Genomic DNA, 21,972 nt, shown 5'->3' on the forward strand with positions numbered 1-21,972 from the left:
TGCACGAACCCTTCGCCACCGTCCATGCCGGAGCAAGAGGCATGAAGCGCCAACACAAAACCCGGCGGCGACGCGGGGTTTTCTGTGAGCACGGACAGGATCAGGTCAGCGATGCGGTGAAGCGCTGGATGCGCGTGCAGGCTTCCTCCAGCAGCGTCTCCGACGTCGCGTAGGAGATGCGGAAGTTCGGGCCGAGGCCGAAGGCCGAGCCGAACACCACCGCGACACCCTCGGCCTCGAGAAGTTCCGAGCAAAAAGCCTCGTCGGTGTCGATGACCTTGCCGGCCTTGGTCTTCTTGCCGATCAGCTGGGCGCAGGACGGATAGACATAGAAAGCGCCTTCCGGCGAGGGGCAGGTGATGCCGCGGGCCTGGTTGAGCATCGACACGACGAGGTCGCGCCTCCCTTGAAAGATCGCCTTGTTCCTGGCGACAAAATCCTGCGGGCCATTGAGCGCCTCGACGGAAGCCCATTGCGCGATGGTGCAGGCGCCGGACGTCTGCTGGCCCTGGATCATGTCCATCGCCTTGATCAGCTGCACTGGACCCGCCGCATAGCCGATGCGCCAGCCGGTCATGGCATAGGCTTTCGACACGCCGTTCATGGTCAGCGTGCGCTCGTAAAGCGTCGGCTCGACCTCTGCGATGGTCTTGAAGACGAAGTCGCCATAGGTCAGGTGCTCGTACATGTCGTCGGTCAGCGTCCAGACATGCGGGTGCTTCAAGAGCACATCGGCCAGCGCGCGCAGTTCCGCTTCCGTATAGGCGGCGCCCGACGGGTTAGACGGCGAGTTCATCAGCAGCCATTTGGTCTTCGGCGTGATCGCCTTCTCCAGCACTGCGGGAGTCAATTTGAAACCATTCTCGATCGAGGTGTCGGCAAACACCGAGGTGCCGCCACAGATCGCCACCATTTCGGGATAGCTGACCCAGTAGGGGCGGGGGATGATGACCTCGTCGCCGGGGTTCAGCGTCGCCATGAAAGCGTTGAACAGGATCTGCTTGCCGCCAGTGCCGACAATGGTCTGCTCGGGTTTGTAATCGAGATTGTTCTCGCGCTTGAACTTTTTGGCGATCGCCTCGCGCAGCGGCACGATGCCCGAAACCGGCGGGTATTTGGTCTCGCCACGGCGGATCGCCTCGATCGCCGCATTCTTGATGTTGTCGGGCGTATCGAAATCCGGTTCGCCAGCGCCGAGGCCGATAATGTCACGGCCGGCATTTTTCAGCTCGCGGGCTTTCTGCGTCACCGCGATGGTGGCGGAAGGCTTCACGCGGGAAAGGGCGTCGGCAAGAAAGGCCATGACCAAATATCTCCAGAGGGGTCGGCGCAGCCGGGAACAGCTGCGGCGCTTCTCATGTCGCATCAATCCGGCAAGTGCAAGCATTGTCGGATGAGCCAGGGGTCAAGGACCTGTGAAGATCGGCTTTTGGAACACTGCGTATTCCGGGTTTCGTCCGCGCTTGGGACCTTGCAATCCATGCGGCGTATCCGCGGCAAGAATAAATTCATCAACGGCCGCTAAAACCTTTGACGGCAGGATCGCCAGCAATTTCGCCTGTCTCGCGGAGCGAGGGACCCTTGTCGCGCAGCATCGGGCTTGCCCACATTATCCATAACGATGACGGCACCTCGTCAGGTGTCTGGGGTATCTATACGCTGCAAAGCGCCTTCCAGCCGATCTTCGCCTTCAAAGAGGGGAAATTGTCGGTGGTGGCGTTCGAGGGGCTGATCCGGCCGTTCCGCGACGGCGAGCCGCAATCGCCGATGAATTTCTTCTCGACCTGTCCGGCCGGCGACCGCCTGCATATCGAGGCGCTGACGCGCACGCTGCATTTGCTCAACGCCGGCGCCTGCCTGCCGCAAGAGGCCTCGATCTTCATCAATTTCGACCCGTCGGTGTTCACCGAGCGCTCCATCGCCGACAACGCGCTGCGCGACATGCGCCTGGTGCTGTACGAGGCTGGGATCGATCCGCGCCGCATCGTGTGCGAGGTGACCGAGCAGAAGTCGGCGTCGCAGGAAACGCTTTACAGCTTCGTCGAGGCGCTGCGGGCCAATGGCTTCCGCATTGCCGTCGACGACTATGGCGCCGATGAATCGGACATCCACCGCATCAAGGAACTCAAGCCGGATATCGTCAAATTCGATGCGCACTGGATCACGCAGCTGATGGAGTCCGGCGCCGGCTTTGCGTTGTTGACCACCATGGTGACGAACTTCGAACAGCAAGGCATCCGCACCGTTTTCGAGGGCATCGAGGAGGGTTGGCAGCTTGAACTGGCCGAGAAATCGGGCGCCTCGATGGTGCAGGGTTTCGTGCTGGCAAAGCCGGAACTGGCGCCGACCAGTTTTCGCGTTTTCGGCATGGATGCGCAGGCACCTGTCGCGGCGGCCGAGCCAGTCAAGGAGCCTGCCGGCCGAACCGCTTCAGCGCGGCCGGCCAGGGTGTTCGGGCGCAGGACCGGGCCATGACCGGGCAGCGCGAGCGGCGGCGCGATGTCGGCGATGCGATCTTCGCCGACGAGGTCGGCATCGAATACGGCATCTATGGCGCGTTTCGGCTGAAGACCGCCTACCAGCCGATCTTTGCGCCACGCGGCGGCGCACTGGCCGCGGTCGCGGTAGAGGCACTGATCGAACCGCACCGCGCGGCCATGCCGGTTGCGCCGGCCGTGTTCTTCGACAGCGTCGCGGCGGGCGACCGGCTGTTTGTCGAGACGATGTGCCGGATGCTGCATCTGAAAAATTTCCGCAACATCGGCGTCGACGGGCTCGATCTGTTCTTCAACTACAACCCGATGATCAACGATCATCTCGGGCGGGCGTTGGCCGAGATCCGGCTGATGACCCGGCATCTCGGCGATCTCGACTTGCATGCCGGCATGCTGGTCTGCGAAATCACCGAGCAGGCCGCCGACGATCATGTGCTGGCCCCGCTGGTGCGCGAGATGCGTCGCGACGGCGTTCGCATCGCCATCGACGATTTCGGTACTGGCCATTCGACCGCGGAGCGGATGAACCTGCTTCAACCGGATATCGTCAAGATCGACGGCGGCTGGTTCGCCGAATTCTGCCGCCACACTGCCGCCGAGCGCTTCTTCCGGCCGCTGGTCTCGTCGCTGCACGACCGTGGCGCGAGAGTGCTGGTCGAAGGCATCGAGCAACCCGTGCACCTGCGCGTCGCGCTGGATGGCGGTGCCGACCTGCTGCAGGGGTTCCATCTCGGCCGACCAGCGCTCGCCGGTACGCTCTTCAACCAGCAGCCGCTGTCGATCGAAGCGCTGCTGGGCGCTGACAACAAGGTTGTGCCGTTGCATCTGCGGCGCTGATGTTCGTCCTTCTCCCCGTTCAACGGGGAGAAGGACGCTGAACCCCAGACAAACAAAAAGGCGGGATAAATCCCGCCTTCCCATTTTCGGTAGCCTGATCGGGAGCTTTAAGTCCGGGCTGGCAGCTATCTGCTGATCCAGCTTGTCGGGTCTTTCCACTCCAGCGCGCTTCTCGCGCGACTGTCAGTACATCCGTGACTTGCCGCGCGCCCCGAACTCTCGTCCGGCGCGCGCTATCGCAAAATCAGGCTGCCTTGCTCAGAGAACCAGCGGACGACTTGCCTGTGCGGCGGTCCTGCTCGATCTCGAAGTTGATCTTCTGGCCTTCGACCAGGGTCGACAGTCCAGCGCGCTCGACAGCGGAGATGTGGACGAAAACGTCCGCGCCGCCCGAATCAGGCTGAATGAAGCCGAAGCCCTTGGTGGCATTGAACCACTTGACCGTACCAGTTGCCATATGAATAGTCCTCGCATTTGCTTTGGTTTGACCGAACCGAGGTTCAGCCGGTGTGTATCGAGATTTTGGAGATAGACGTCAGCAAACGCGAAGATCGCGAGGCCCGGATCGATCGGCCGAAATATCAATGGAACTGATATAGGCAGGTTTTGCACCAAAAACAAGACGGCTCGAAAAAAGGCGCCATCGTGGCGCCGCCCAAAGGCCGCCTCAATCGCATGAAAGCGTTGAGCAATCGGGAAGATCGGAGCGCCCCACGGCGTTAGTCCGGTTTTGGGAGGCAAGCATGAAAACCGTCGGGAAAACCATTCTGCTGGCTGTCTGCCTGACGCTGGCGGCCGCCGAAGCGCAGGCGATCTCGCGCTACGATCCCACCCGTATGAGTTGCGACAGGGTGCAGGGCACGATCGCCCGCCAGGGCGCGGTGATCCTGCGCTACCAGTCGAAACGTGTGCCGGGGCTGCCACTCTTCGACCGCTATGTGCAGAGCCAGCAGTTCTGCAACATCGGCGAGGTCAGGAAACGCGCCTACGTGCCGAGCGCCGACGCGGATTCCTGCCCGGTCTATTTGTGCAAGCGGATCGAGAACGATCATTTCCACCGGCGGTTCCTGCGCCGGCATTAAAGCGCGTCGCGCTTCAGACTTTTGTTTTGATGCATGTCGTTCTCCCAAAACCGCTGCACACTTTTGGGCGACATGCATCAGATCGCGTGGGGTTCTGAATTTCAGAACCCGAACGAGACCTGCGCCGGCGGCGGCGGGCCGACGCGCACGCCTTCCATGGCCAGCATCTTTTCCTTGGTGGCCGAGCCGCCGGGCGCCGAGAAGCCGCCGATCTTGCCGCCCGCGGCCAGAATGCGGTGGCAGGGGATGACCAGTGGTACGGGGTTGGCGCCAAGCGCGGCGCCGGTTTCGCGCGGCAGGCCGGGCTGGCCGGCGCGTTTGGCCAGTTCGCCATAGGTGGTTGTTTCGCCATAGCCGAGCTTTCGCGCCGCGTCGTAGATGGCGAGGCGGAAGTCGTCGACGCCGTCCAAATCGACCGGCACACCGGAGAAATCGACGTCCTCGCCTGAGGCATAGGCCTTGATCGAGGCGATCAACTCGACGACCCATTGCGGCTGCCCAATGTTGGCGGTCGTATTGCCTGAAACACCGGCATGCCGCATCAGCCGGCGCTCTACCGCCTCACGGCTCTTTTCGGGCAGGCAGAGCCGGATCAGGCCCTTTTCGCTCCAGGCGATGCCCATGAAGCCGATCACTGTTTCTAACACTGCGTGACCGGCTGTGATCGAAGATGTCGTTTCCATGATGCACTCCTTTCCGCAAAGTAGCGAAAACCGGCATACCGACCGGTACATATGCAGAACAATATGGCATCTGGACCTCGCTCTCGCCACCCGAAAACCAACAGATGGCCCCGATTGCCCACCAGGAATCGCTGGTGTAAGGACTTCTTAACAACCCGACAAACCGGACCCGCGCGGCTTGCCAGCAAAATTAAACCTTATTGCGATCTGCGTGATCGTCGGTGCCGCTGCACTCAGCGGCTGCCAATCGACTTCGCAGATGAAGGCTACGCCTGCGCTGACCGAAACCGCGACCGCCGTGGGCAGCGATGCCGGCTTCACCGTACCCCTGCCCGACGCGGTTTCGGTGCTGCCGCAACCCTCGGGCATAGCGCCCGTCCAGGCAGCCGAAGTGACACCTGCTACACCAGCGCTCGATGCCGCCGCGCAGCCTGCTGCCGCGACCGCGGCCTTTGCCGGCGCGACGCCCGCGGCGCCGGCCATGCCTGCGGTGATGGCCGCCAGCGCCTGGCAGGCGCCTGCGCCCGCCAAGGCCGGACAGTCCGTCACGGCTGAGACATATACGACCGCCGGTCTTGTCATGCCGGCAACCGCCAAGGGCGGCGAGAAAACCTTGCCCGGCGTGCAGCAGGTGGCCTATGTCGGGCCGCAGAATCCGGCAGCCCTGGTGCAGTTCCCTGCCGGCCCGCTCAGCTCCGCGCCAGCAGAAGAGCATGCGACCGGCATGCGCGGTGACATCGATCAGCTGATCCAGAAATACGCCGCGCTCTATGAGGTGCCGGTCGATCTGGTGCGCCATGTCGTCAACCGCGAAAGCACCTACAACCCCAAGGCATACAATAACGGCCATTGGGGGCTGATGCAGATCAAGCACGCGACGGCGCGCGGCATGGGCTATGACGGCCCGGCCAAGGGCCTGTTCGATGCCGAGACCAATCTGAAATATGCGGTCAAATATCTGCGCGGAGCCTGGCTGTGTGCCGACGGCAACGCCAAGAAGGCCGATTGGCTCTACCAGTCCGGCTACTATTTCGATGCCAAGCGCAAAGGCCTGCTCGAGGCGACCGGCCTCGGTGTCGACCGCAAGCGGCGCCGGCTGCAGCCCGACGCCTGAGCGCAATGCCTGAACCGCGCCCGCCGGCTCCAAACGTCCGGCTGCGCAAGATCCTCGACGAGACAATCGTTGCACCGCATTGGCCGGACGGCTTTGCCATGCGCTGCTTCGAACATGGCGACGCACAGCCCTTGCATGCGCTCTTGGCCGAGGTGTTCGACGACGGCACCGACGGACCGTTCGACGAATGGTGGCCGCGCATTTCAGGCGATGCCGAATTCGACCCGGCGCTGTGTTTCCTGGTCATCGACGCCAAGGGACGGCTGGCGGCGGCAGCGCTGTGCTGGACGAGGGCCTTCGTCAAGGACCTCGCCGTTCACCCCGAGGCGCGCGGCAAAGGCATTGGCGAGGCGCTGATGTGGCAGGCTTTCAATGCCTTTCGCGATCGAGGCGCGCCGCATGTCGACCTCAAGACCAACACGGTCGAGAACGCCGCCGCGCTCAGGCTCTACGAGCGGCTGGGCATGATCCAAGTCCCTTGGGAAGGCTGAAGCGGCTGTTGAAATCCTTCGATTTGTGAACTGCTTCACATTGGCCGCTGCAACCGGATGCTACCTACCATCCATGCCTTTCGACCGATGGCGGATCGACGACTGGCTGATGTGGAGAGGCTGCACCGGCATGTGTTCAGCCACTCCTTGGCGGGTCCCAGGCGGGGGTTTGGGGCCCGCCAGTCGTTTCCGACTGGCCTTCAGATATCGGGAGCGTTGCCGATCGTCCTTTTGAGCTCGAGCGCCCAGGCGCGGCCCTCGTCGCCGCCCCACAATAGCCAGGCGATATAGCCGGCCGACGGATTGTCTTCATTGCCGTAATTCCTGCCGCGCTTGTCGACTTCGTGGCGGGCGAAATAGCTGACCACGCGGCGGATGGTGGAGGGCGCCAGCTTTTCGCGGTTCTTCAGTTCGGTGGCGCGGGCAACGCCGATCTCGGTGCCGCCGCGGCCGAACTGCTTGCGCAGTCGCAACCCCTTGGCGGCATTGTCGGCCACCACTTGCGGGCAACGCAGGTCGATCTCTTCGGTGCTTTGCTCGCCCATATGTGCTCCCCTGATCCCCAGAGATCCAGCTGAGAGGAAGAATACGGCAAAATGGGTCCATTTCCCGGACCAAAAATGTCGGAGCTGCTCGGGCTGGCTCGTCCTTGGGTCGTAAAGCAATCCGAGCCGGGACGCCGGCGCAACGGCCAAGGAGACGATCATGATCAGCTTCCCCAACGAATCCGCGAAGTATCGCACTGCCCGCGAAAAACTCCTGCAGAAGGAAATCGAATTGCGCCGCGCCATGGAGGCCGTGGCGGTTGCCCGCCGTGCTTTGCCGCCAGGCGGGCTGGTGCCGCAGGATTATGTCTTCGACGGGCTGGACGCGGAGGGCAGGCCGGCGCGGATAAAACTGTCGGAACTGTTTGCGCCGGGCAAGGATTCGCTGATCCTCTACCAGATGATGTTTCCGCGCCACCCGCAGGAGACGCGTGACGTGGCAACCAGTGGCGGCACGGCGAAACTCGCGCGGCCCGACCAGCCGTGCCCGTCCTGCACCGCGCTGCTCGACCAGTTCGACGGCGCGGTCGGCCACCTGGAAGCGGCCGGCTTCAACTTCGCCGTCGTGGCCAAGACGGCACTCGAAAATCTGGTCACGCTCGGCCGGGATCGCGGCTGGCGCAACATGCCGCTGGTGTCGGCGGCCAGCAACAGCTTCAAGCGTGACTATAATGCCGAGACGGCCGACGGCGCGCAGATTCCGCTGCTTTCGGTGTTTCACAGGGATGGTGACGGCATCAGGCATTTCTGGTCGTCGGAGCTTGACTTCGCGCCGACCGACCCGGGACAGGACCCGCGCTCCATCGGCACCTGCGAGATCCTGTGGAACCTGATGGATTTTACCCCGGAAGGCCGGCCGAACTGGCACGAGCAGCTGCAGTATGGCGAGGCGTGCTGTCATTGAGGGTGGCGCGCTCTTGCTGTCCTTTCGCACGACTTCAGTGTCCTTGGCCTGCGCTTCACGTCGCTGGTGAAGCTCTCGCTCAAGTCGGCCGGAACATCGGAACATCCGCTGCATTGATAGGAGACGGTTTGCGACCCCACTCACGGATTCGAAGTGCGACCCACACTTAAAACCGTATGGGACTTGGTGCGAGAAAGCGTGGTTGGCTTTGTCAACGACAATGCCCTTAGTCATGGCGCGGCGATGGCCTTTTATGCCGCCACGTCGCTGGCCCCGGTTCTGATCATTGTCGTCGCGATAGTTGGCATCGCATTTGGTCATGACGCAGCACAGGTGGCTTTGTCTGCTCAGATATCGGGGCTGATGGGTGCAGAAAGCGCGGCGCTCCTTCAAACGGCGCTCGAAGGGGCATCCAGCAAATCATCGGGAACCCTGGCGGCCATTATCGGTGTGGCGACTTTGCTCGTCACCGCCTCCGCGGTGTTTGGAGAGATGCAGCAGGCCCTGAATGCAATATGGAAGGTTGAAGCGAAAGGGAGTTCGCTGTCGCGTCTCTTGCGCGCGCGTGCGGCAAGTCTCGGCCTGGTCGCCGCTCTCGGCTTTATGTTGCTGGTATCTTTGGTGGCGAGCGCGGCGATCTCTGCTCTGGGCAACATGATCAGCGCTCATTTGCCGTTCGGCGAATTTGTTCTGAGCGCGATCAACACCCTGATTTCATTTTCCCTGATCTCCGTGATGTTTGCCGCGATCTACAAGGTCCTGCCGGACCGCGCCTTGAAATGGCGGGATGTCGGGATCGGTGCTGTCGTGACCGCCGCTCTGTTCACCTTGGGGAAGTCGCTTATTGGTTGGTATATCGGCACAAGTGCGATCGCATCATCATATGGTGCGGCCGGAGGGCTGCTCGTCATACTGCTCTGGGTCTATTATTCATCAGAAATCTTTCTGCTCGGTGCAGAGTTGACCCGCGCCTATTCCGTTCGACATGGAAGCAGGTCCGACCTGGACGGGCTGGTTCAAAATGCTCCCGCTTCAGAAAACCTTGTTTCAATTCGTCGAAAGCCCAGCTCTTCGGGCGCCGTTGCGTTGCTGGCGGTGGCGTGCGTGAGCGCAACGATGACAGCCCTTCTGCTGGGGCCTCGTCGCCCGTAGGAAGAGATCACGCTGCAGTCGTAAGGCTGCTTCCCTTTTCCCGCGCGAGCAGAAGGGACGCGGCTGGCAACCTCCCCGCATCTGCTGCGTTGGGTCTGCGAGGACAATTTCACGGAGCGTTTCGATGAAACCGCATCTCGCCATTGCCATGTTGGCCCTTCTGGCCGGAACGCCTTCAGCCTTTGCCCAGCAGGCGGTCGGCACTTTGCCGGCGGTGTCGGAGAACAAGGTCGACACCGCCACCTTCACCAAAACACTTGTAAGCGCCAACCGCTTCGAGATCGAAAGCAGCCAGATGGCCGAGAAGAAGGGCGTCGCGGCCGATGTGGCCGATTTCGCCGCGCTGATGGTGAAGGACCACACAAAGGCCGGCCAGGATTTCGAGGCGGCGCTGGAAAGGAGCCAGACCACGGCATCCATCAAGCCCGAAGGCCCGCCGCTGCTGCCGAAAGACCTGGCAATGCTCGACCAGCTCAGGGCGCTGGATGGCGAGGCCTTCCAGGCCAAGTACATCACCTTGCAGACCGAGGCGCACAAGCAGGCGGTGGCGATGTTTTCCACCTATGCCCGATCCGGCGACGACCCGGCTCTGAAGGAGTTCGCCAAGAAGACGCTGGAGGTGCTGAACATGCACGAGATGCATCTGAGGGATGTGGGGGCGGTGCATTAGGGATTCGACAGTCAGGACGGACCAAGCACAGCGCTCTACGGCGCGCCCCTCTGTCCTGCCGGACATCTCCCCCACGAGGGGGGAGATTGGCTGTCATTGCGACCTTCGCCAATTTCCAACGTTGCAAGAAGAGAGCCGGCGCCAAAGCGGCCAATCTCCCCCCAAGTGGGGGAGATGTCCGGCAGGACAGAGGGGGCGCCGTAGGGTGCCAAGTCCGATATCGCTCGCCCCTGGCAAACCCCACACCCAAACCTGGCCCTGTGCCTCCACCGGCCAAGCACTACACTGCCGGCATCACCCTCGGGAGCACCCCATGCCCAAGATCGATCTCGCATCCGTTCCAGTCCGCCAAGGCTCCGGCTACCCCGTGCCCTTCGACGCGCCCTGCGCCGACCGTACGCGCAAGCGTCTCGGTGATGCCGGCGGCCTGAGCGATTTCGGCGTCAACCTGATGACATTGCCGCCCGGCGGCTGGTCGAGCCAGCGCCACTGGCACAGCCATGAGGACGAGCTCGTCTATGTGCTGGAAGGCGAACTGGTGCTGGTCGAGGATGGCGGCGAGACGTTGCTCAGGGCCGGCGACTGCGCGACCTTCGCCAAGAACAGCGGCAACGGCCACCACATGATCAATCGCTCGTCGGTGACGGCGCGCTATCTCGAAGTCGGCTCGCGCAATCCCGACGATGTCATCACCTGCTCCGACATCGACATGATGAGCCCGAGTTCCGACGGGCGGTTTTTGCACAAGGATGGCACGCCTTATCCGGGGCAGGGGTGAGCCTTTTTCCTTCTCCCCTTCTTGTGGGAGAAGGTGTCGCCGAAGGCGACGGGGTGTTCCAGGGAAAGCCGACGTCTCACTCCGCTGGAACACCCCTCATCCGTCTCGGCGCTGCGCGCCGGTCCACCTTCTCCCACAAGGGGAGAAGGAAAGAACGCCGCTGGCGTTCCCCGAGTGCCGCGATAAGCTCGCCCGCAAACAAGGAAGGATCGCCATGACCAAGGAAATCGTCGAAGTGCCGGTGTTGTCGGCGGCGGTGCGTGCGCTTGGCGTGCCGCTGTCGCTGGTGACCAAGGGCGCCGGGCTGGTCTTCGTCTCCGGCATGCCGCCGCTCGATCTCACGACCGGCAAACTCGTCAAGGGCGACATCGAGGTGCAGACTGAGGCGTCGCTGAAGGCGCTGCGCCATTGTCTCGAAGCGGCCGGAAGCTCGCTGGAGAACGTGCTGATGGTGCGCATCTACGCCGCCAATGCCGGCTTCTACAACGCGATCAACCGCGTCTATGCCCGGCATTTCCTGGAAAACCCGCCCTCGCGGACATTCGTGCCTGTGGCGTCTTGGCCGATGGAGTTTGATATCGAGATCGAGTGCGTGGCGGTGGGGTGAAGAGGGCGTTGTTGGAGCGCTCGGTCAGGAAGTAACGGAGGCTTTCAATTTACTGAAAGCGCGTGTTAGATCTCCAATCTCGGGACTATTTAAATACTTTTGGGGGCGGGGATGCGTGAATTGCGGGCTGCAGTGTCTCGGATATTCACAATACTGGCGCTCGGACTATTGGCCCTGACAACGCTAGCAACTCCGCAGTTGGCGGCCGCAGAATGCTCGGATATTCGCATGGCGGTGGTCGGCCCCATGACGGGACATTTGGCGCTCATGGGCGAGCAAATGCGCCGTGGTGCTCAACTCGCAACAGACGACATCAATGCCAAAGGCGGCGTAGGGGGATGTAAGATAGCGCTCACCGTCCTGGACGATGAGGCCGACCCAACCACCGCCATCGCCGTTGCCAAAAAACTGGCCGAAGACAGAGTTCGCTTCGTTGTCGGCCACTACAATTCAGGGACTTCCATTCCCGCCTCGCGAGTATACGCGAAGAACAACACGTTGATGGTCAGTCCGGCATCGACAAATCCCGCGCTCACCGAATTCAAGCTTTGGAACGTTGTTCGGACATCAGGGCGCGACGATGTTCAAGGGACGTTTGCAGCTGAATATATGGCGGATCATTTTCCAGGCCGGAACCTCGCTATCGTGAGCGATGGTACGCCCTATGGCGATGGTTTGGCGAACAAGGCCGGGAAGGCACTGCGAGCAAAGAAGCACCGTGAGGTGCTGGCTGCCAAGATTAAGCAGGGGCAAGGCGATTTCGGGGGCCTCATCGGCAAAATGAAGGCGGCGAAGATAGAGGTTCTCTTCTTCGCCGGTCTCGCGGATGATTTTGGCCAGCTTATTCGCCAGACCAAGGATGCCGGGTTGAACGTTCAGTTTATCTCCGGCGATGGAACTTTCATCGACGATCTGAAGACGATAGCAGGGCCGGCGGTGGAGGGCGTCCTGTTTGTCTTTTCGCTCGAGGACCGAATCAATCCAGCCGCAGCGAGTGTCGTTGCGAGCTTTCGTTCGCACGGCTTTGAGCCCGAAGCCTACACGCTGAAGTCTTATGCTGCGGTTCAGGTGATAGCCAAAGGCATCAAAATGGCTGGGGCCCAAGCGCCGCGGGCTGCAGCGGCTTCTATTAAGTCCGGGCAGCCAATTCCAACTGTGCTGGGCGACCTGGCTTTCGATGCCAAAGGGGATCGGCTCGAGCGTGACACGGCCATGTATGTCTGGAGGAAGCAGAGCAACGGCGATTTCATCACGGAGCCGGCAAAATAGGGACGCCTATGCCTCTGCATAGGCCAATCTTATGAGCTGACGCTGCCCCTCATCCGCCTGCCGGCACCTTCTCCCCGTTAAACGGGGAGAAGAGAGCTAATCGCCTAGGCAAAATACTCCTGCAGCGGCCGCACCTCCAGGCTCCCCGCCTTCAGCGCCGCGATCGCTTCCGCCACCGCAGCAGCGCCCGACAGTGTCGTATAATACGGCACCTTCTGCATCAGTGTTGCCCGCCGTAGCGACTTCGAGTCCGACACCGCCTTCTGGCCATCCGTGGTGTTGAAGACGATCTGGACCTGGCGGTTGCGGATGGCGTCTTCGATGTGGGGGCGTCCCTCCAGCACCTTGTTGATCTTTTCGGCGACCACGCCGTTTTCGGCGAGGAAGCGCTGCGTGCCTGAGGTCGCCAGCACTTTGAAGCCCTGGCCGGCGAGGCGCTTGACCGCCGGCAATATGCCTTTCTTGTCCTCGTCGCGCACCGAGACGAACAGCGTGCCGGAGCGCGGCAGGTCGACGCCGGCCCCTAACTGGCTCTTGGCGAAGGCCAGCGCGAAGTCGCGGTCGAGGCCCATGACCTCGCCGGTCGAGCGCATTTCCGGGCCGAGCAATATGTCGACGCCGGGGAAGCGGGCGAAGGGGAAGACGGCTTCCTTGACTGCGATGTGGCCGGGATTGCGCGGGTCGGGCATGGCGCCGTAATGGGCGAAGGCGTCTTCCAGTTTTTCGCCGGCCATGATGCGGGCAGCGATTTTCGCGATGGGACGACCGATGGTCTTGGCGACGAAGGGCACGGTGCGCGATGCCCGCGGGTTGACCTCCAGCACATAGACCGTGCCGTCCTTGATCGCATACTGTACGTTCATCAGTCCGCCGACATTGAGCGCGCGGGCAAGCGCCGCCGTCTGGCGCTCAAGCTCGTCGACGAGGTCGGACGGAAGTGCGTGCACCGGCAGCGAGCAGGCCGAGTCGCCCGAATGGATGCCGGCTTCCTCGATGTGTTCCAGAATGCCTGAGACAAAGGTCGCCGTGCCGTCGCAGAGGCAGTCGACATCGACCTCGATGGCGCCGGAGAGATAGGTGTCGAACAGCAGCGGGTTCTTGCCCAGCAGCGTGTTGATCTGGCCGGTCTTGTCGTTGGGGTATTTCTGCTTGATGTCCTCCGGCACCAGGCCGGGCACGGTGTCGAGCAGGTAGGTCTGCAGCATGCCCTCGTCATGGATGATCTGCATGGCGCGGCCGCCGAGCACGTAGGAGGGGCGCACGACCAGCGGGAAGCCGAGCTCACCGGCGACGAGGCGGGCCTGCTCGACCGAATAGGCGATGCCGTTCTTCGGCTGGGTCAGGTTCAGCTTGTGCAGCAGCTTCTGGAAGCGGTCGCGATCTTCGGCGAGATCGATCATGTCGGGCGATGTGCCCAGGATCGGGATGCCGGCCTTCTCCAGCGCGTCGGCGAGCTTCAGCGGCGTCTGGCCGCCGAACTGGACGATGACGCCGACCAGTTCGCCCGACGCCTGTTCGGCGCGCAGGATCTCCAGCACGTCTTCCGCCGTCAGCGGCTCGAAATAGAGCCGGTCGGAGGTGTCGTAGTCGGTCGAGACCGTCTCAGGATTGCAGTTGATCATGATCGCTTCATAGCCGGCGTCGCGCAGCGCGAAGGCGGCATGGCAGCAGCAATAGTCGAACTCGATGCCCTGGCCGATGCGGTTGGGACCGCCGCCGAGGATGACGACCTTCTTGCGCGCCGAGACCTGCGCCTCATTGGCGAGCGCGCCGGCGAAGGGCACTTCGTACGTCGAATACATGTAGGCGGTGGGCGAAGCGAACTCGGCGGCGCAAGTGTCGATGCGCTTATAAACCGGATGAACGTCGAGCTTTTCGCGAGTCTTCTGAATCACTTCGGCGTCGGTCTTCGTCAGCGACGCGAGGCGGGCGTCGGAGAAGCCCATCGCCTTCAGCGTGCGTAGATTGACGGCGTCCTGCGGAATGCCGTGCTCGCGGATGCGGGCTTCCATGGCGAGAATGCCGGCGATCTGTTCGAGGAACCACGGGTCGATCTTGCACATGGCATGCACGTCTTCCAGCGAGGTGCCCATGCGGATCGCCTGTGCCACCATGCGCAGGCGGTCGGGCGTCGGCGTGCCCAAAGCGGCGCGGATGGCGTTGCGGTCGTCGACGTGGCTGGCGGGCGCAGTGCCATGACCAAGGCCGGGGATTTCGATCTCGTCGAGACCGGTCAGGCCGGTCTCCAGTCCACGCAAAGCCTTCTGCAGAGACTCCTGAAAAGTGCGGCCGATGGCCATCACCTCGCCGACCGACTTCATGGCGGTGGTCAGCACCGGCTCGGCACCGGGGAATTTCTCGAAGGCAAAGCGCGGGATCTTGGTGACGACGTAGTCGATGCTCGGCTCGAACGAGGCGGGCGTGGCGCCGCCGGTGATGTCGTTCTCCAGCTCGTCCAGCGTGTAGCCGACGGCGAGTTTCGCGGCGATCTTGGCGATAGGGAAGCCGGTCGCCTTGGAGGCGAGAGCGGAAGAGCGCGAGACGCGCGGGTTCATCTCGATCACCACCAGCCGGCCGTCGGCCGGGTTGACGGCGAACTGCACATTCGAGCCGCCGGTCTCGACGCCGATCTCGCGCAGCACCGCGATCGAGGCGTTGCGCATCATCTGGTATTCCTTGTCGGTCAGCGTCAGCGCCGGAGCGACCGTGATGGAATCGCCGGTGTGCACGCCCATCGGGTCGATGTTCTCGATAGAGCAGACGATGATGCAATTGTCCGCCTTGTCGCGGACGACCTCCATCTCATATTCCTTCCAGCCGAGCACGCTTTCCTCGATCAGCACTTCGGTGGTCGGCGAGGCGTCGAGGCCGGACTGGACGATGTCGTAGAATTCGGCGCGGTTGTAGGCGATGCCGCCGCCGGTGCCGCCCATGGTGAAGGAGGGGCGGATGATGGCGGGCAGGCCGACATGGTCGAGCGCCTGGGCGGCGATCGCCATGCCGTGGCTGATGTAGCGCTGCTTGCGGTCGCCTTCGCCGAGGTTCCAGCGGGTTTCCAGCGCATCGAGCGCGGCGTCGAGATCGGCAGGCTTCTCTGCCTTGAGTGCGGCGCGCTCGGCCTCATGCATCTTGCGGTCGGTGTTCTTGACGTCGGTGGCGTTGGCCAGCATCGACTTCGGCGTTTCGAGCCCGATCTTCTTCATCGCCTCGCGAAACAAAGCGCGGTCCTCGGCCTTGTCGATTGCCGTGGCGTCGGCGCCGATCATCTCGACATTGTAGCGGTCGAGCACGCCCATGCGGCGCAGCGACAAAGCGGTGTTGAGCGCGGTCTGGCCGCCCATGGTCGGCAACAGCGCGTCGGGCCGCTCCTTGGCGATGATCTTGGCAACGACTTCAGGCGTGATCGGCTCGATATAGGTGGCGTCGGCCAGTTCCGGGTCGGTCATGATGGTGGCCGGATTGGAATTGACCAGGATGACGCGGAACCCCTCTTCCTTCAGCGCCTTGCAGGCCTGGGTGCCGGAATAGTCGAACTCGCAGGCCTGGCCGATGACGATGGGGCCGGCCCCGATGATCAGGATCGACTTGATGTCGGTGCGTCTTGGCATCGTTGTGAGTTCCGTTCGGCGAGCGGCTTGCACGAAAAACCGGGACGGGAAGACCCGGCCGGTTGTGCTTGCGATTCTGGTATCAGGCTAGGAGGGCCTTATAGGGAAGAGTTTTGGGAGATGTAACCCCGAAAATGAGGGATTGTGGGGCTCTCAGCAACAAGCGCCTCATTCCGTCGCGCCCCCCTCTGTCCTGCCGGACGTCTCCCCCACCAGGGGGGAGATTGGGTGTCGCGATTGGTTTCGCCAATCCTGAACGTTCAAGGGAAGCCGTTAAATCGAAGCTGCTGATCTCCCCCCTTGCGGGGGAGATGTCCGGCAGGACAGAGGGGGTGCTGTCCCGCCGGCGTTCGAGGCTCAAGCTAACCTCCGGTCGCCACGGCGTCGATAATCTCGAAGCGTTCTGAGGCGCCGATGCGGATCATGTTCAAGCTGCCCTCGCGGGTGAAGCGGAATTCGTCGGGAGAGTCCGAGCCGACAGGCAGGCCGCCGTGAAAGCTGATGATGCGCGTTCCGCCATCCGGCCAGGTCACGGTCACCGCGCTGTCGCCGCCGGTATGGGCGACGTTTATCTGGCACTGCATCATCGGTTGGCCGACATAGCGGGCGCAGGGAATTTCCAGGGTTTCATTCGCCGCCAGCGCTAGGCCATAGGCATCCTGCATGGCGATCTCCGCCGCGGACTTCGGCATGGTTTCGGTGCTGGCCGGCTGGCTCGCGCTACCCAGCCGAGCGGTCAGGTCGGGTGCATCGGGGGTCGCACCGGTTTCGGTGGCCACGGCGTCCGCCGCCTGGTCGGGCACCGTCGCCGGATTGAGGGGCACCAGATAGCGCGCCGGCGCCCAGCCGCTGACTTTGGGATTGTCTGAAACAATCTTGCACCAGGGATGTCCGTCAATGTCGTTGCAGCCGAGGTTGCGCACGCTGGCACCTGCAGCGACCCGCGCCTCGGTCTTGCCCATCGGCGAGGGCTCGGCGCGGATGTTGAGCAGATCGTCGGGGGCAAGTCCCGTAACGATGGAGATGAAGGGCGTATCTTCCGCGTGGGCCGGGACAACGGCTAGCCATGCCGCCATCAGCAGCGGAGCGGCAATCAGCGCATGCAAACTTGTTCGGAGCGTAACGATGCGCCTCATCATTGGCCGTGCACTGATACTCTGTACCTTTGCCGCGGTATGTTCAGCCGCATGCGGAGGCGGTTTTATAGGGGACGATGCGCCGCCATGTAAGTCCGAAAATGCGTCCGATCTTTGGTGCCGGGAGGGCGGAGGCAGGCACGGCTGTGCCGTTCAAGCGGAGCCTTGCCAAGAGGGTTTCGGCATAAAGCCGGTTCTGAGCGCATGCGCCCATTCCGGCCGGCCCGCCTGTTCTGCCTGAATGGCCGCCGCTTCGTGGTCGTAGTCGACGGCGATAGTCTCGAAACGGTCCGGCCCTTCGTCATCCAGGGTGACGATGCCGTAGCGCGCATGCGGGCTGCCCTGCTCCGAAACATGCGCCGGCGGCGTGTCATCGTCATAGGCGGGGCAGCCGACGCTGCCGGGGTTGAAGAGAACGGGGCCGCCGGGGATGCGGATCAGCTCCGCGCGGTGGCTGTGTCCGCACAGCACGATGCGGCAGGCGAGCCCCTTCAGCCGCCGCTGAATGGCGGCAAGCGGCGCGCGCACCAGATGGCCATCGACGATCGCGTCGAGCAGATATTTCTCGTCATGGTCGGGCCGGGCATGGAAGGCGACCACGCCGGGAATGATCTCCAGCGTGAAGGGCAGGGCGAACAGGGCCTCGCGCTGCGCCCCCGTCAGCCGTTCCTGCGCGTAGCGGTCGGAGGCCCACATCGTGTCGTCGGCGGGATCAACGGCGACGCGGCGGTCATGGTTGCCGCGCACGGTCGGCAGGTCGAGCGCTTCCAGCCGCTCGAACGTCTCGCGCGGCCACAGCGGGCCGGAGACGCAATCGCCGAGATTGATGGTGAGATCGGTACCGCCGCGCCGCTTGAGATCGGCGAGCACGGCTTCCAGCGCCAGCACATTGCCATGGATGTCGGCGAGAACGGCAATGCGCATGCGGCGGGCTCCTTGGTGCAGCCCGTCGGGGCTTGCGGCCCGCCTTCGTTATCAAGCTCCTGCCTTTTATCAAGCCCTTGAGATCGTTCGCGACAGCCGGGAGGCTTTGGCTATCGCAGAAGCACTCCGTCTGCTAGCGTCGACGCCGTCCAGAGTTCGTCTGGGGGGAATATCCGCTCAAGACAGCCTCGGAAGGACCAGGCGATGACCCGCGACCAGATGGTTGCCCACCTCCGCGCCGCCAATGATGTCGCGCGCGAGACTGCCGCGCACGGGCATCATCCTTTCGGCTGTGTGCTCGTCGGTCCCGACGATCGTATCCTGATGCGGCAGGGCAACATCAACACCGTGCGCCACGCCGAGACCGAACTCTCCCGGCGTGCCGCGGACGCCTATCCGCCGGAATTCCTGTGGTCCTGCACGCTCGTCACAACCGGCGAGCCCTGTGCGATGTGCACAGGAACGCTCTACTGGGCCAATATCGGCCGGCTGGTCTATGGCTACGAGGAGACCAAGCTTCTCGCGCTGACTGGCGACCATGCCGAGAATCCGACGATGAGCCTGTCGTCGCGCACAGTGCTTGGCTCCGGGCAGAAGCCGGTCGAGGTCCACGGTCCTTTCCCCGAGATGGACGAGGAGCTTCTCGCCCCGCATATCGGTTTTTGGCAGCGCTAGATCGACGGAATTTTACTTTGGATCCGGGCTAGAGCTTTTCACCGTTTCACGGAAACGGCAAAAACGCGCTCTATCTCTTTGATTTAACGCAATTCCCTAGGGAATAACGAAGACAACACCACTGATGATCCGGCGGTCGTCCATGCCGTGCGACAATGGAAAGTATGGCTTAATGCGGCGCATCTGCGTCTCAGGCAACAGCATCAAATTACTCATGGCAGCGCCTCCTTGCGCAACCATTGGATCAATCCGTCGAGGACGCCGCAAATGGCAAATGCCAGCGTCCCTGTTGGCCCAAGCCAGACATCGGGGTAAACTGGACGTCGCTTCTCCTTTGAGGTGCTAAGGTAGCGGATGCCCGTCTCGGCTTACTTCAAGGCAGGTTTGTTTGTAGTCGCCGCGGCTGCCGCATTGTTCGCAGCGGCCGGCACGATCGCTGTCCCAGGCTTTTGGGCCTATCTCGCAATCTTCGCTGTCGTCATGATCGTTTCGTTCGCGGCGCTCGATCCGGACCTCCTGCGCGAACGTATGCGGCCGGGTGGCAAGAAGCCGCCGCTCTCGTTGAGGGTCTTCTCGCTCGTTCTGTTCATGCACTGGATCGTTGCCGGGCTTGACCGTGGCCGATTCCATTGGAGCGACAACGTGCCCGATTGGCTTCAGGGCGTTTGCCTGTTCACGGTCGCGGCCGGCTACGCCCTGGCACTATGGGCTATGCGTGTGAACCGTTTTTTCTCCTCAGTCATCCGCATCCAGGCCGACCGCGGCCAGGACGTCGTCAGCACGGGGCCTTATGCCTTCGTCCGCCACCCTGGCTACGCCGCTGGATTTCTGATCATAGCGGCAAGCGGACCCGCGCTCGGATCGTGGCTTGCGGCTGCGCTTGTTGTGCTCTTCAGCCTGCCGTTTCTGGCCTACCGCACCATCACGGAGGACCGAATTCTTCGCGCGGAGCTTGCGGGCTATTCGGATTACGCAGCGCGGGTCCGATGGCGGCTTCTCCCGGGTATTTGGTGAGGCCAAACCTCCTTAGGAAGCGGAAGCGTGCTTCGAAGGTGGTCGCGGCCTGTCAATGCAGCAAATTTTTGCCGTGGTCCCTTGGGCTCACGTTTTGGTTCCGATTTCTGAAGTTGGCGCTTTTGAGACCTTGGTCCAAAGCTCATAATGGCGGGAAGTTGCCGTTCGTGGCCTATTCCGAAAGCGATGACTCTTGGCAGTTGATGCCAGATTAATAGGTCCTGACCCTAGGCCGGCACTTCGATGTTGTGGCCACCGACCGCGGGAAGGGCAGGATCGTCTCCGGCCGCGGCGATGATGCTGTCGAGCAGGCCGGGGAAGCGGGCGTCGAGATCGGCGCGGCGCAGTGTAATCATCCGGTTGGTGCCGACCACTTCGGCGCGGGTGACGCCGGCTTCGCGCAGTTTGGCAAGGTGATAGCTGAGATTGGTCTTCGAGCCGAAGTCGAGGAACTGGCTGCAGTTCAGCGCCACGCCTTCCTTGCTGGCGAGATAGCGCACGATGGCGAGCCTGGTCGGGTCGCCAAGCACGGCAAGCACGATCGGCAGGCTGATCTGGTCTGTATTGGGATGCGGCAAGGTCATGGCCCGAACCTAAGCACAGTCGGTGGCGATTTCAACGCGTTCATCCTTTGCGGGGCATACACAGTGTTTCTCCGTTTCGCGACCAGGCTCACCGGCTGTCCTGACACAGGGCTGTCAGCAGGCTTCAGCTATTTTTACCTGGCTTCATTGACATCATGCCCTGTTATGTCCAATTGTTCAATAACTTTTGAACTAAGGGACCTCCCCATGGACAAGCGCCTCTTCTGGCTTGCGCTCGGATCGTTCACGATCTCGACCGAAGGCTTCGTCATTTCCAGCCTGCTGCCTGACATTGCCGGCGACGCCGGCATTTCGATTCCGCTCGCCGGCACGCTGATCACCGCCTTCGCGCTCGCCTATGCGATCGGCACGCCGATCCTGGCGACGCTGACCGGCGAATGGGACCGGCGCCGGGTCATCCTGTGGACGCTGGCCTTCTTCGTCATTGGTAATATTGCTGCCGCGGTCAGCTCGTCCTTCGAACTGCTGCTGATCGCCCGCATCATCATGGCGCTGTCGTCCGGCCTGTTTGCTGCAACCGCGCAAGGCACGGCGGTGGCGCTGGTCGATGACCATCACCGCGCCCGCGCCATTGCTGTCGTCGTCGGCGGCACCACGGTGGCGGTTGCGCTCGGCGCGCCGCTCGGTGCGCTGGTCGCTGCCTTTGCCGGCTGGCGCGGCACGTTCTTTGCCATCGCCGGGCTCGGCGCGCTGGTCGGCGCCATCCTGTGGTACCGGCTGCCGCGCGGCATTGTCGGCACCAGGCTGCCGCTCAAGCGGCGGCTGGCCGCGGCGTTGCGCCCCGGCGTCATGCCGATCCTTTTGACCACGGCGCTGGCCCTGATCGGCGCCTTCTCCGTGTTTTCCTATATCGCACCGCTGGCCATCCAGAGCGGCGGCCTGAGCCCGCTGGCGCTGCCCGGCATGCTGCTCGCCTTCGGCGTCGGCGCCGTCATCGGCAACATAGCCGGCGGCCAGGCGGCCGACCGGTTCGGCGCGACGCGCACCGTCGGTTGGTCGCTGGCGCTGAGCGCGGCCATGCTGGTCATGCTCTCGGTCGTCCCGACCTTCCTGCCGCAGCATCTCGCCGGGCCGGTGCTGATGGCCATGATGGTGCCGTGGGGTATGGTCGGCTGGGCATTCCCGCCGGCGCAGGCCAGCCGCATCATCAAGCTGGCGCCCGACGCGGCCCCCATCGTTCTGTCGCTCAACGCCTCGGCGCTCTACCTCGGCGTGGCGCTGGGTGCAGTGGTCGGCGGTGCCGTGCTGCGCTACGGCGTGCCGGCCGATCTCGGCCTGGTCGCCGCCATCTTCCCGCTGATCGGGCTTGGCGTGGTGCTGGCCGGCCGCTGGGCCGGCCGGGCGGTCGCCGTGCCGGCGGAGTAGACTTACTGGTTTGACGCA

At 62.9% G+C, this 21,972-nt stretch carries 23 protein-coding genes and 1 pseudogene; 14 read left to right on the forward strand and 10 right to left on the reverse strand.

The annotated features are described in order from the left end of the window. Nucleotides 1-100: 100 nt before the first annotated feature. Both ACWTU9_RS12040 and ACWTU9_RS12045 read right to left on the reverse strand, forming a co-directional pair. Nucleotides 101-1,303, reverse strand: coding sequence for a pyridoxal phosphate-dependent aminotransferase (locus tag ACWTU9_RS12040; RefSeq protein WP_455858462.1), 1,203 nt, complete (start codon nucleotides 1,301-1,303; stop codon nucleotides 101-103). Between the two features lie 102 nt (nucleotides 1,304-1,405). Next, nucleotides 1,406-1,552 carry a hypothetical protein gene (locus tag ACWTU9_RS12045; protein WP_455858463.1) on the reverse strand — a complete coding sequence of 49 codons (147 nt, stop codon included), beginning with the start codon at nucleotides 1,550-1,552 and terminating at the stop codon, nucleotides 1,406-1,408. Between the two features lie 29 nt (nucleotides 1,553-1,581). Here ACWTU9_RS12045 and ACWTU9_RS12050 point away from each other — a divergent pair, with 29 nt between their 5' ends. Together ACWTU9_RS12050 and ACWTU9_RS12055 are read left to right on the forward strand one after the other, a co-directional pair. Then, nucleotides 1,582-2,475: an EAL domain-containing protein gene (locus tag ACWTU9_RS12050; protein ID WP_455858464.1), complete on the forward strand. Its 894-nt coding sequence runs from the start codon at nucleotides 1,582-1,584 to the stop codon at nucleotides 2,473-2,475. Beyond that, nucleotides 2,472-3,332, forward strand: coding sequence for an EAL domain-containing protein (locus tag ACWTU9_RS12055; RefSeq protein WP_455858465.1), 861 nt, complete (start codon nucleotides 2,472-2,474; stop codon nucleotides 3,330-3,332). Before ACWTU9_RS12050 ends, ACWTU9_RS12055 begins: the two co-directional genes overlap by 4 nt. Before the next feature lie 244 nt (nucleotides 3,333-3,576). Here ACWTU9_RS12055 and ACWTU9_RS12060 read toward each other — a convergent pair whose 3' ends face one another. Then, entirely contained in the window at nucleotides 3,577-3,789 is a 213-nt protein-coding gene (locus ACWTU9_RS12060; protein WP_015316174.1) for a cold-shock protein, read from the reverse strand. A 286-nt stretch (nucleotides 3,790-4,075) separates the two neighbouring features. Here ACWTU9_RS12060 and ACWTU9_RS12065 point away from each other — a divergent pair, with 286 nt between their 5' ends. Then, entirely contained in the window at nucleotides 4,076-4,414 is a 339-nt protein-coding gene (locus tag ACWTU9_RS12065; RefSeq protein WP_455858466.1) for a hypothetical protein, read from the forward strand. Nucleotides 4,415-4,515: 101 nt separating this feature from the next. On the opposite strand, the gene ACWTU9_RS12070 is transcribed toward ACWTU9_RS12065, so the two are convergent. Further along, nucleotides 4,516-5,097 (reverse strand): methylated-DNA--[protein]-cysteine S-methyltransferase, encoded by a 582-nt coding sequence (locus ACWTU9_RS12070; RefSeq protein WP_455858467.1) that lies wholly within the window; start codon nucleotides 5,095-5,097, stop codon nucleotides 4,516-4,518. A gap of 178 nt (nucleotides 5,098-5,275) precedes the next feature. Between ACWTU9_RS12070 and ACWTU9_RS12075 the strand changes: the two genes are divergently transcribed. Continuing rightward, nucleotides 5,276-6,211 carry a transglycosylase SLT domain-containing protein gene (locus ACWTU9_RS12075; RefSeq protein ID WP_455858468.1) on the forward strand — a complete coding sequence of 312 codons (936 nt, stop codon included), beginning with the start codon at nucleotides 5,276-5,278 and terminating at the stop codon, nucleotides 6,209-6,211. Nucleotides 6,212-6,216: 5 nt separating this feature from the next. Then, entirely contained in the window at nucleotides 6,217-6,702 is a 486-nt protein-coding gene (locus ACWTU9_RS12080) for a GNAT family N-acetyltransferase (protein ID WP_455858469.1), read from the forward strand. A gap of 200 nt (nucleotides 6,703-6,902) precedes the next feature. Here ACWTU9_RS12080 and ACWTU9_RS12085 read toward each other — a convergent pair whose 3' ends face one another. After that, the gene (locus ACWTU9_RS12085; protein WP_455858470.1) at nucleotides 6,903-7,247 is read right to left on the reverse strand and encodes a hypothetical protein; all 345 of its coding nucleotides are present in this window, start codon (nucleotides 7,245-7,247) and stop codon (nucleotides 6,903-6,905) included. 160 nt (nucleotides 7,248-7,407) lie between these two features. Here ACWTU9_RS12085 and ACWTU9_RS12090 point away from each other — a divergent pair, with 160 nt between their 5' ends. The 6 genes from ACWTU9_RS12090 to ACWTU9_RS12115 all read left to right on the forward strand — a co-directional run bounded on the left by ACWTU9_RS12090 (nucleotide 7,408) and on the right by ACWTU9_RS12115 (nucleotide 12,627). Further along, nucleotides 7,408-8,151, forward strand: a complete 744-nt coding sequence (locus ACWTU9_RS12090) for a DUF899 family protein (protein WP_455858471.1) — start codon at nucleotides 7,408-7,410, stop codon at nucleotides 8,149-8,151. A gap of 198 nt (nucleotides 8,152-8,349) precedes the next feature. After that, on the forward strand, nucleotides 8,350-9,303 hold the full coding sequence (locus ACWTU9_RS12095) for a YihY/virulence factor BrkB family protein (protein ID WP_455858472.1): 954 nt from the start codon (nucleotides 8,350-8,352) through the stop codon (nucleotides 9,301-9,303). A gap of 124 nt (nucleotides 9,304-9,427) precedes the next feature. After that, nucleotides 9,428-9,973: a DUF4142 domain-containing protein gene (locus tag ACWTU9_RS12100; RefSeq protein WP_455858473.1), complete on the forward strand. Its 546-nt coding sequence runs from the start codon at nucleotides 9,428-9,430 to the stop codon at nucleotides 9,971-9,973. 313 nt (nucleotides 9,974-10,286) lie between these two features. Next, a complete protein-coding gene (locus tag ACWTU9_RS12105) occupies nucleotides 10,287-10,751 on the forward strand; it encodes a cupin domain-containing protein (RefSeq protein WP_455858474.1) in 465 nt (154 codons plus the stop codon). Nucleotides 10,752-10,965: 214 nt separating this feature from the next. Further along, the gene (locus tag ACWTU9_RS12110; RefSeq protein ID WP_455858475.1) at nucleotides 10,966-11,358 is read left to right on the forward strand and encodes a RidA family protein; all 393 of its coding nucleotides are present in this window, start codon (nucleotides 10,966-10,968) and stop codon (nucleotides 11,356-11,358) included. 228 nt (nucleotides 11,359-11,586) lie between these two features. After that, complete coding sequence (locus ACWTU9_RS12115) at nucleotides 11,587-12,627, forward strand: branched-chain amino acid ABC transporter substrate-binding protein (protein ID WP_455858476.1); 1,041 nt, start codon at nucleotides 11,587-11,589, stop codon at nucleotides 12,625-12,627. A 104-nt stretch (nucleotides 12,628-12,731) separates the two neighbouring features. On the opposite strand, the gene carB is transcribed toward ACWTU9_RS12115, so the two are convergent. From carB to ACWTU9_RS12130, 3 genes are all read right to left on the reverse strand, one after another. Beyond that, nucleotides 12,732-16,235, reverse strand: a complete 3,504-nt coding sequence (carB, locus tag ACWTU9_RS12120) for a carbamoyl-phosphate synthase large subunit (protein ID WP_455858477.1) — start codon at nucleotides 16,233-16,235, stop codon at nucleotides 12,732-12,734. Between the two features lie 362 nt (nucleotides 16,236-16,597). Further along, nucleotides 16,598-17,374 (reverse strand): SH3 domain-containing protein, encoded by a 777-nt coding sequence (locus ACWTU9_RS12125; protein WP_455858478.1) that lies wholly within the window; start codon nucleotides 17,372-17,374, stop codon nucleotides 16,598-16,600. Nucleotides 17,375-17,524: 150 nt separating this feature from the next. Next, entirely contained in the window at nucleotides 17,525-18,295 is a 771-nt protein-coding gene (locus ACWTU9_RS12130; RefSeq protein ID WP_455858479.1) for a metallophosphoesterase family protein, read from the reverse strand. A 204-nt stretch (nucleotides 18,296-18,499) separates the two neighbouring features. Between ACWTU9_RS12130 and ACWTU9_RS12135 the strand changes: the two genes are divergently transcribed. Next, nucleotides 18,500-18,970 (forward strand): nucleoside deaminase, encoded by a 471-nt coding sequence (locus ACWTU9_RS12135; RefSeq protein WP_454576961.1) that lies wholly within the window; start codon nucleotides 18,500-18,502, stop codon nucleotides 18,968-18,970. 105 nt (nucleotides 18,971-19,075) lie between these two features. Here the strand turns inward: ACWTU9_RS12135 and ACWTU9_RS12140 are convergent. Then, nucleotides 19,076-19,186 (reverse strand): annotated as a pseudogene (locus ACWTU9_RS12140) (IS5/IS1182 family transposase); the annotation flags it as partial. A 138-nt stretch (nucleotides 19,187-19,324) separates the two neighbouring features. Between ACWTU9_RS12140 and ACWTU9_RS12145 the strand changes: the two are divergent. Continuing rightward, nucleotides 19,325-19,984: a methyltransferase family protein gene (locus ACWTU9_RS12145; protein WP_455858480.1), complete on the forward strand. Its 660-nt coding sequence runs from the start codon at nucleotides 19,325-19,327 to the stop codon at nucleotides 19,982-19,984. Between the two features lie 227 nt (nucleotides 19,985-20,211). On the opposite strand, the gene ACWTU9_RS12150 is transcribed toward ACWTU9_RS12145, so the two are convergent. Further along, complete coding sequence (locus ACWTU9_RS12150; protein ID WP_455858481.1) at nucleotides 20,212-20,568, reverse strand: ArsR/SmtB family transcription factor; 357 nt, start codon at nucleotides 20,566-20,568, stop codon at nucleotides 20,212-20,214. Nucleotides 20,569-20,775: 207 nt separating this feature from the next. On the opposite strand from ACWTU9_RS12150, the gene ACWTU9_RS12155 reads away from it, so the two are divergent. Continuing rightward, nucleotides 20,776-21,954: an MFS transporter gene (locus ACWTU9_RS12155; RefSeq protein WP_455858482.1), complete on the forward strand. Its 1,179-nt coding sequence runs from the start codon at nucleotides 20,776-20,778 to the stop codon at nucleotides 21,952-21,954. Nucleotides 21,955-21,972: the final 18 nt, after the last annotated feature.

Source organism: Mesorhizobium sp. 128a, from assembly GCF_053848025.1.

Coding starts and splice junctions, on each gene's coding strand:
- ACWTU9_RS12150 (WP_455858481.1), bottom strand. CDS start 20,568: ATGACCTTGCCGCATCCCAATACAGACCAGATCAGCCTGCCGATCGTG.
- carB (WP_455858477.1), bottom strand. CDS start 16,235: ATGCCAAGACGCACCGACATCAAGTCGATCCTGATCATCGGGGCCGGC.
- ACWTU9_RS12055 (WP_455858465.1), top strand. CDS start 2,472: ATGACCGGGCAGCGCGAGCGGCGGCGCGATGTCGGCGATGCGATCTTC.
- ACWTU9_RS12155 (WP_455858482.1), top strand. CDS start 20,776: ATGGACAAGCGCCTCTTCTGGCTTGCGCTCGGATCGTTCACGATCTCG.
- ACWTU9_RS12135 (WP_454576961.1), top strand. CDS start 18,500: ATGACCCGCGACCAGATGGTTGCCCACCTCCGCGCCGCCAATGATGTC.
- ACWTU9_RS12090 (WP_455858471.1), top strand. CDS start 7,408: ATGATCAGCTTCCCCAACGAATCCGCGAAGTATCGCACTGCCCGCGAA.
- ACWTU9_RS12085 (WP_455858470.1), bottom strand. CDS start 7,247: ATGGGCGAGCAAAGCACCGAAGAGATCGACCTGCGTTGCCCGCAAGTG.
- ACWTU9_RS12100 (WP_455858473.1), top strand. CDS start 9,428: ATGAAACCGCATCTCGCCATTGCCATGTTGGCCCTTCTGGCCGGAACG.
- ACWTU9_RS12110 (WP_455858475.1), top strand. CDS start 10,966: ATGACCAAGGAAATCGTCGAAGTGCCGGTGTTGTCGGCGGCGGTGCGT.
- ACWTU9_RS12080 (WP_455858469.1), top strand. CDS start 6,217: ATGCCTGAACCGCGCCCGCCGGCTCCAAACGTCCGGCTGCGCAAGATC.
- ACWTU9_RS12060 (WP_015316174.1), bottom strand. CDS start 3,789: ATGGCAACTGGTACGGTCAAGTGGTTCAATGCCACCAAGGGCTTCGGC.
- ACWTU9_RS12145 (WP_455858480.1), top strand. CDS start 19,325: ATGCCCGTCTCGGCTTACTTCAAGGCAGGTTTGTTTGTAGTCGCCGCG.
- ACWTU9_RS12125 (WP_455858478.1), bottom strand. CDS start 17,374: ATGATGAGGCGCATCGTTACGCTCCGAACAAGTTTGCATGCGCTGATT.
- ACWTU9_RS12105 (WP_455858474.1), top strand. CDS start 10,287: ATGCCCAAGATCGATCTCGCATCCGTTCCAGTCCGCCAAGGCTCCGGC.
- ACWTU9_RS12040 (WP_455858462.1), bottom strand. CDS start 1,303: ATGGCCTTTCTTGCCGACGCCCTTTCCCGCGTGAAGCCTTCCGCCACC.
- ACWTU9_RS12070 (WP_455858467.1), bottom strand. CDS start 5,097: ATGGAAACGACATCTTCGATCACAGCCGGTCACGCAGTGTTAGAAACA.
- ACWTU9_RS12130 (WP_455858479.1), bottom strand. CDS start 18,295: ATGCGCATTGCCGTTCTCGCCGACATCCATGGCAATGTGCTGGCGCTG.
- ACWTU9_RS12115 (WP_455858476.1), top strand. CDS start 11,587: ATGGCGGTGGTCGGCCCCATGACGGGACATTTGGCGCTCATGGGCGAG.
- ACWTU9_RS12065 (WP_455858466.1), top strand. CDS start 4,076: ATGAAAACCGTCGGGAAAACCATTCTGCTGGCTGTCTGCCTGACGCTG.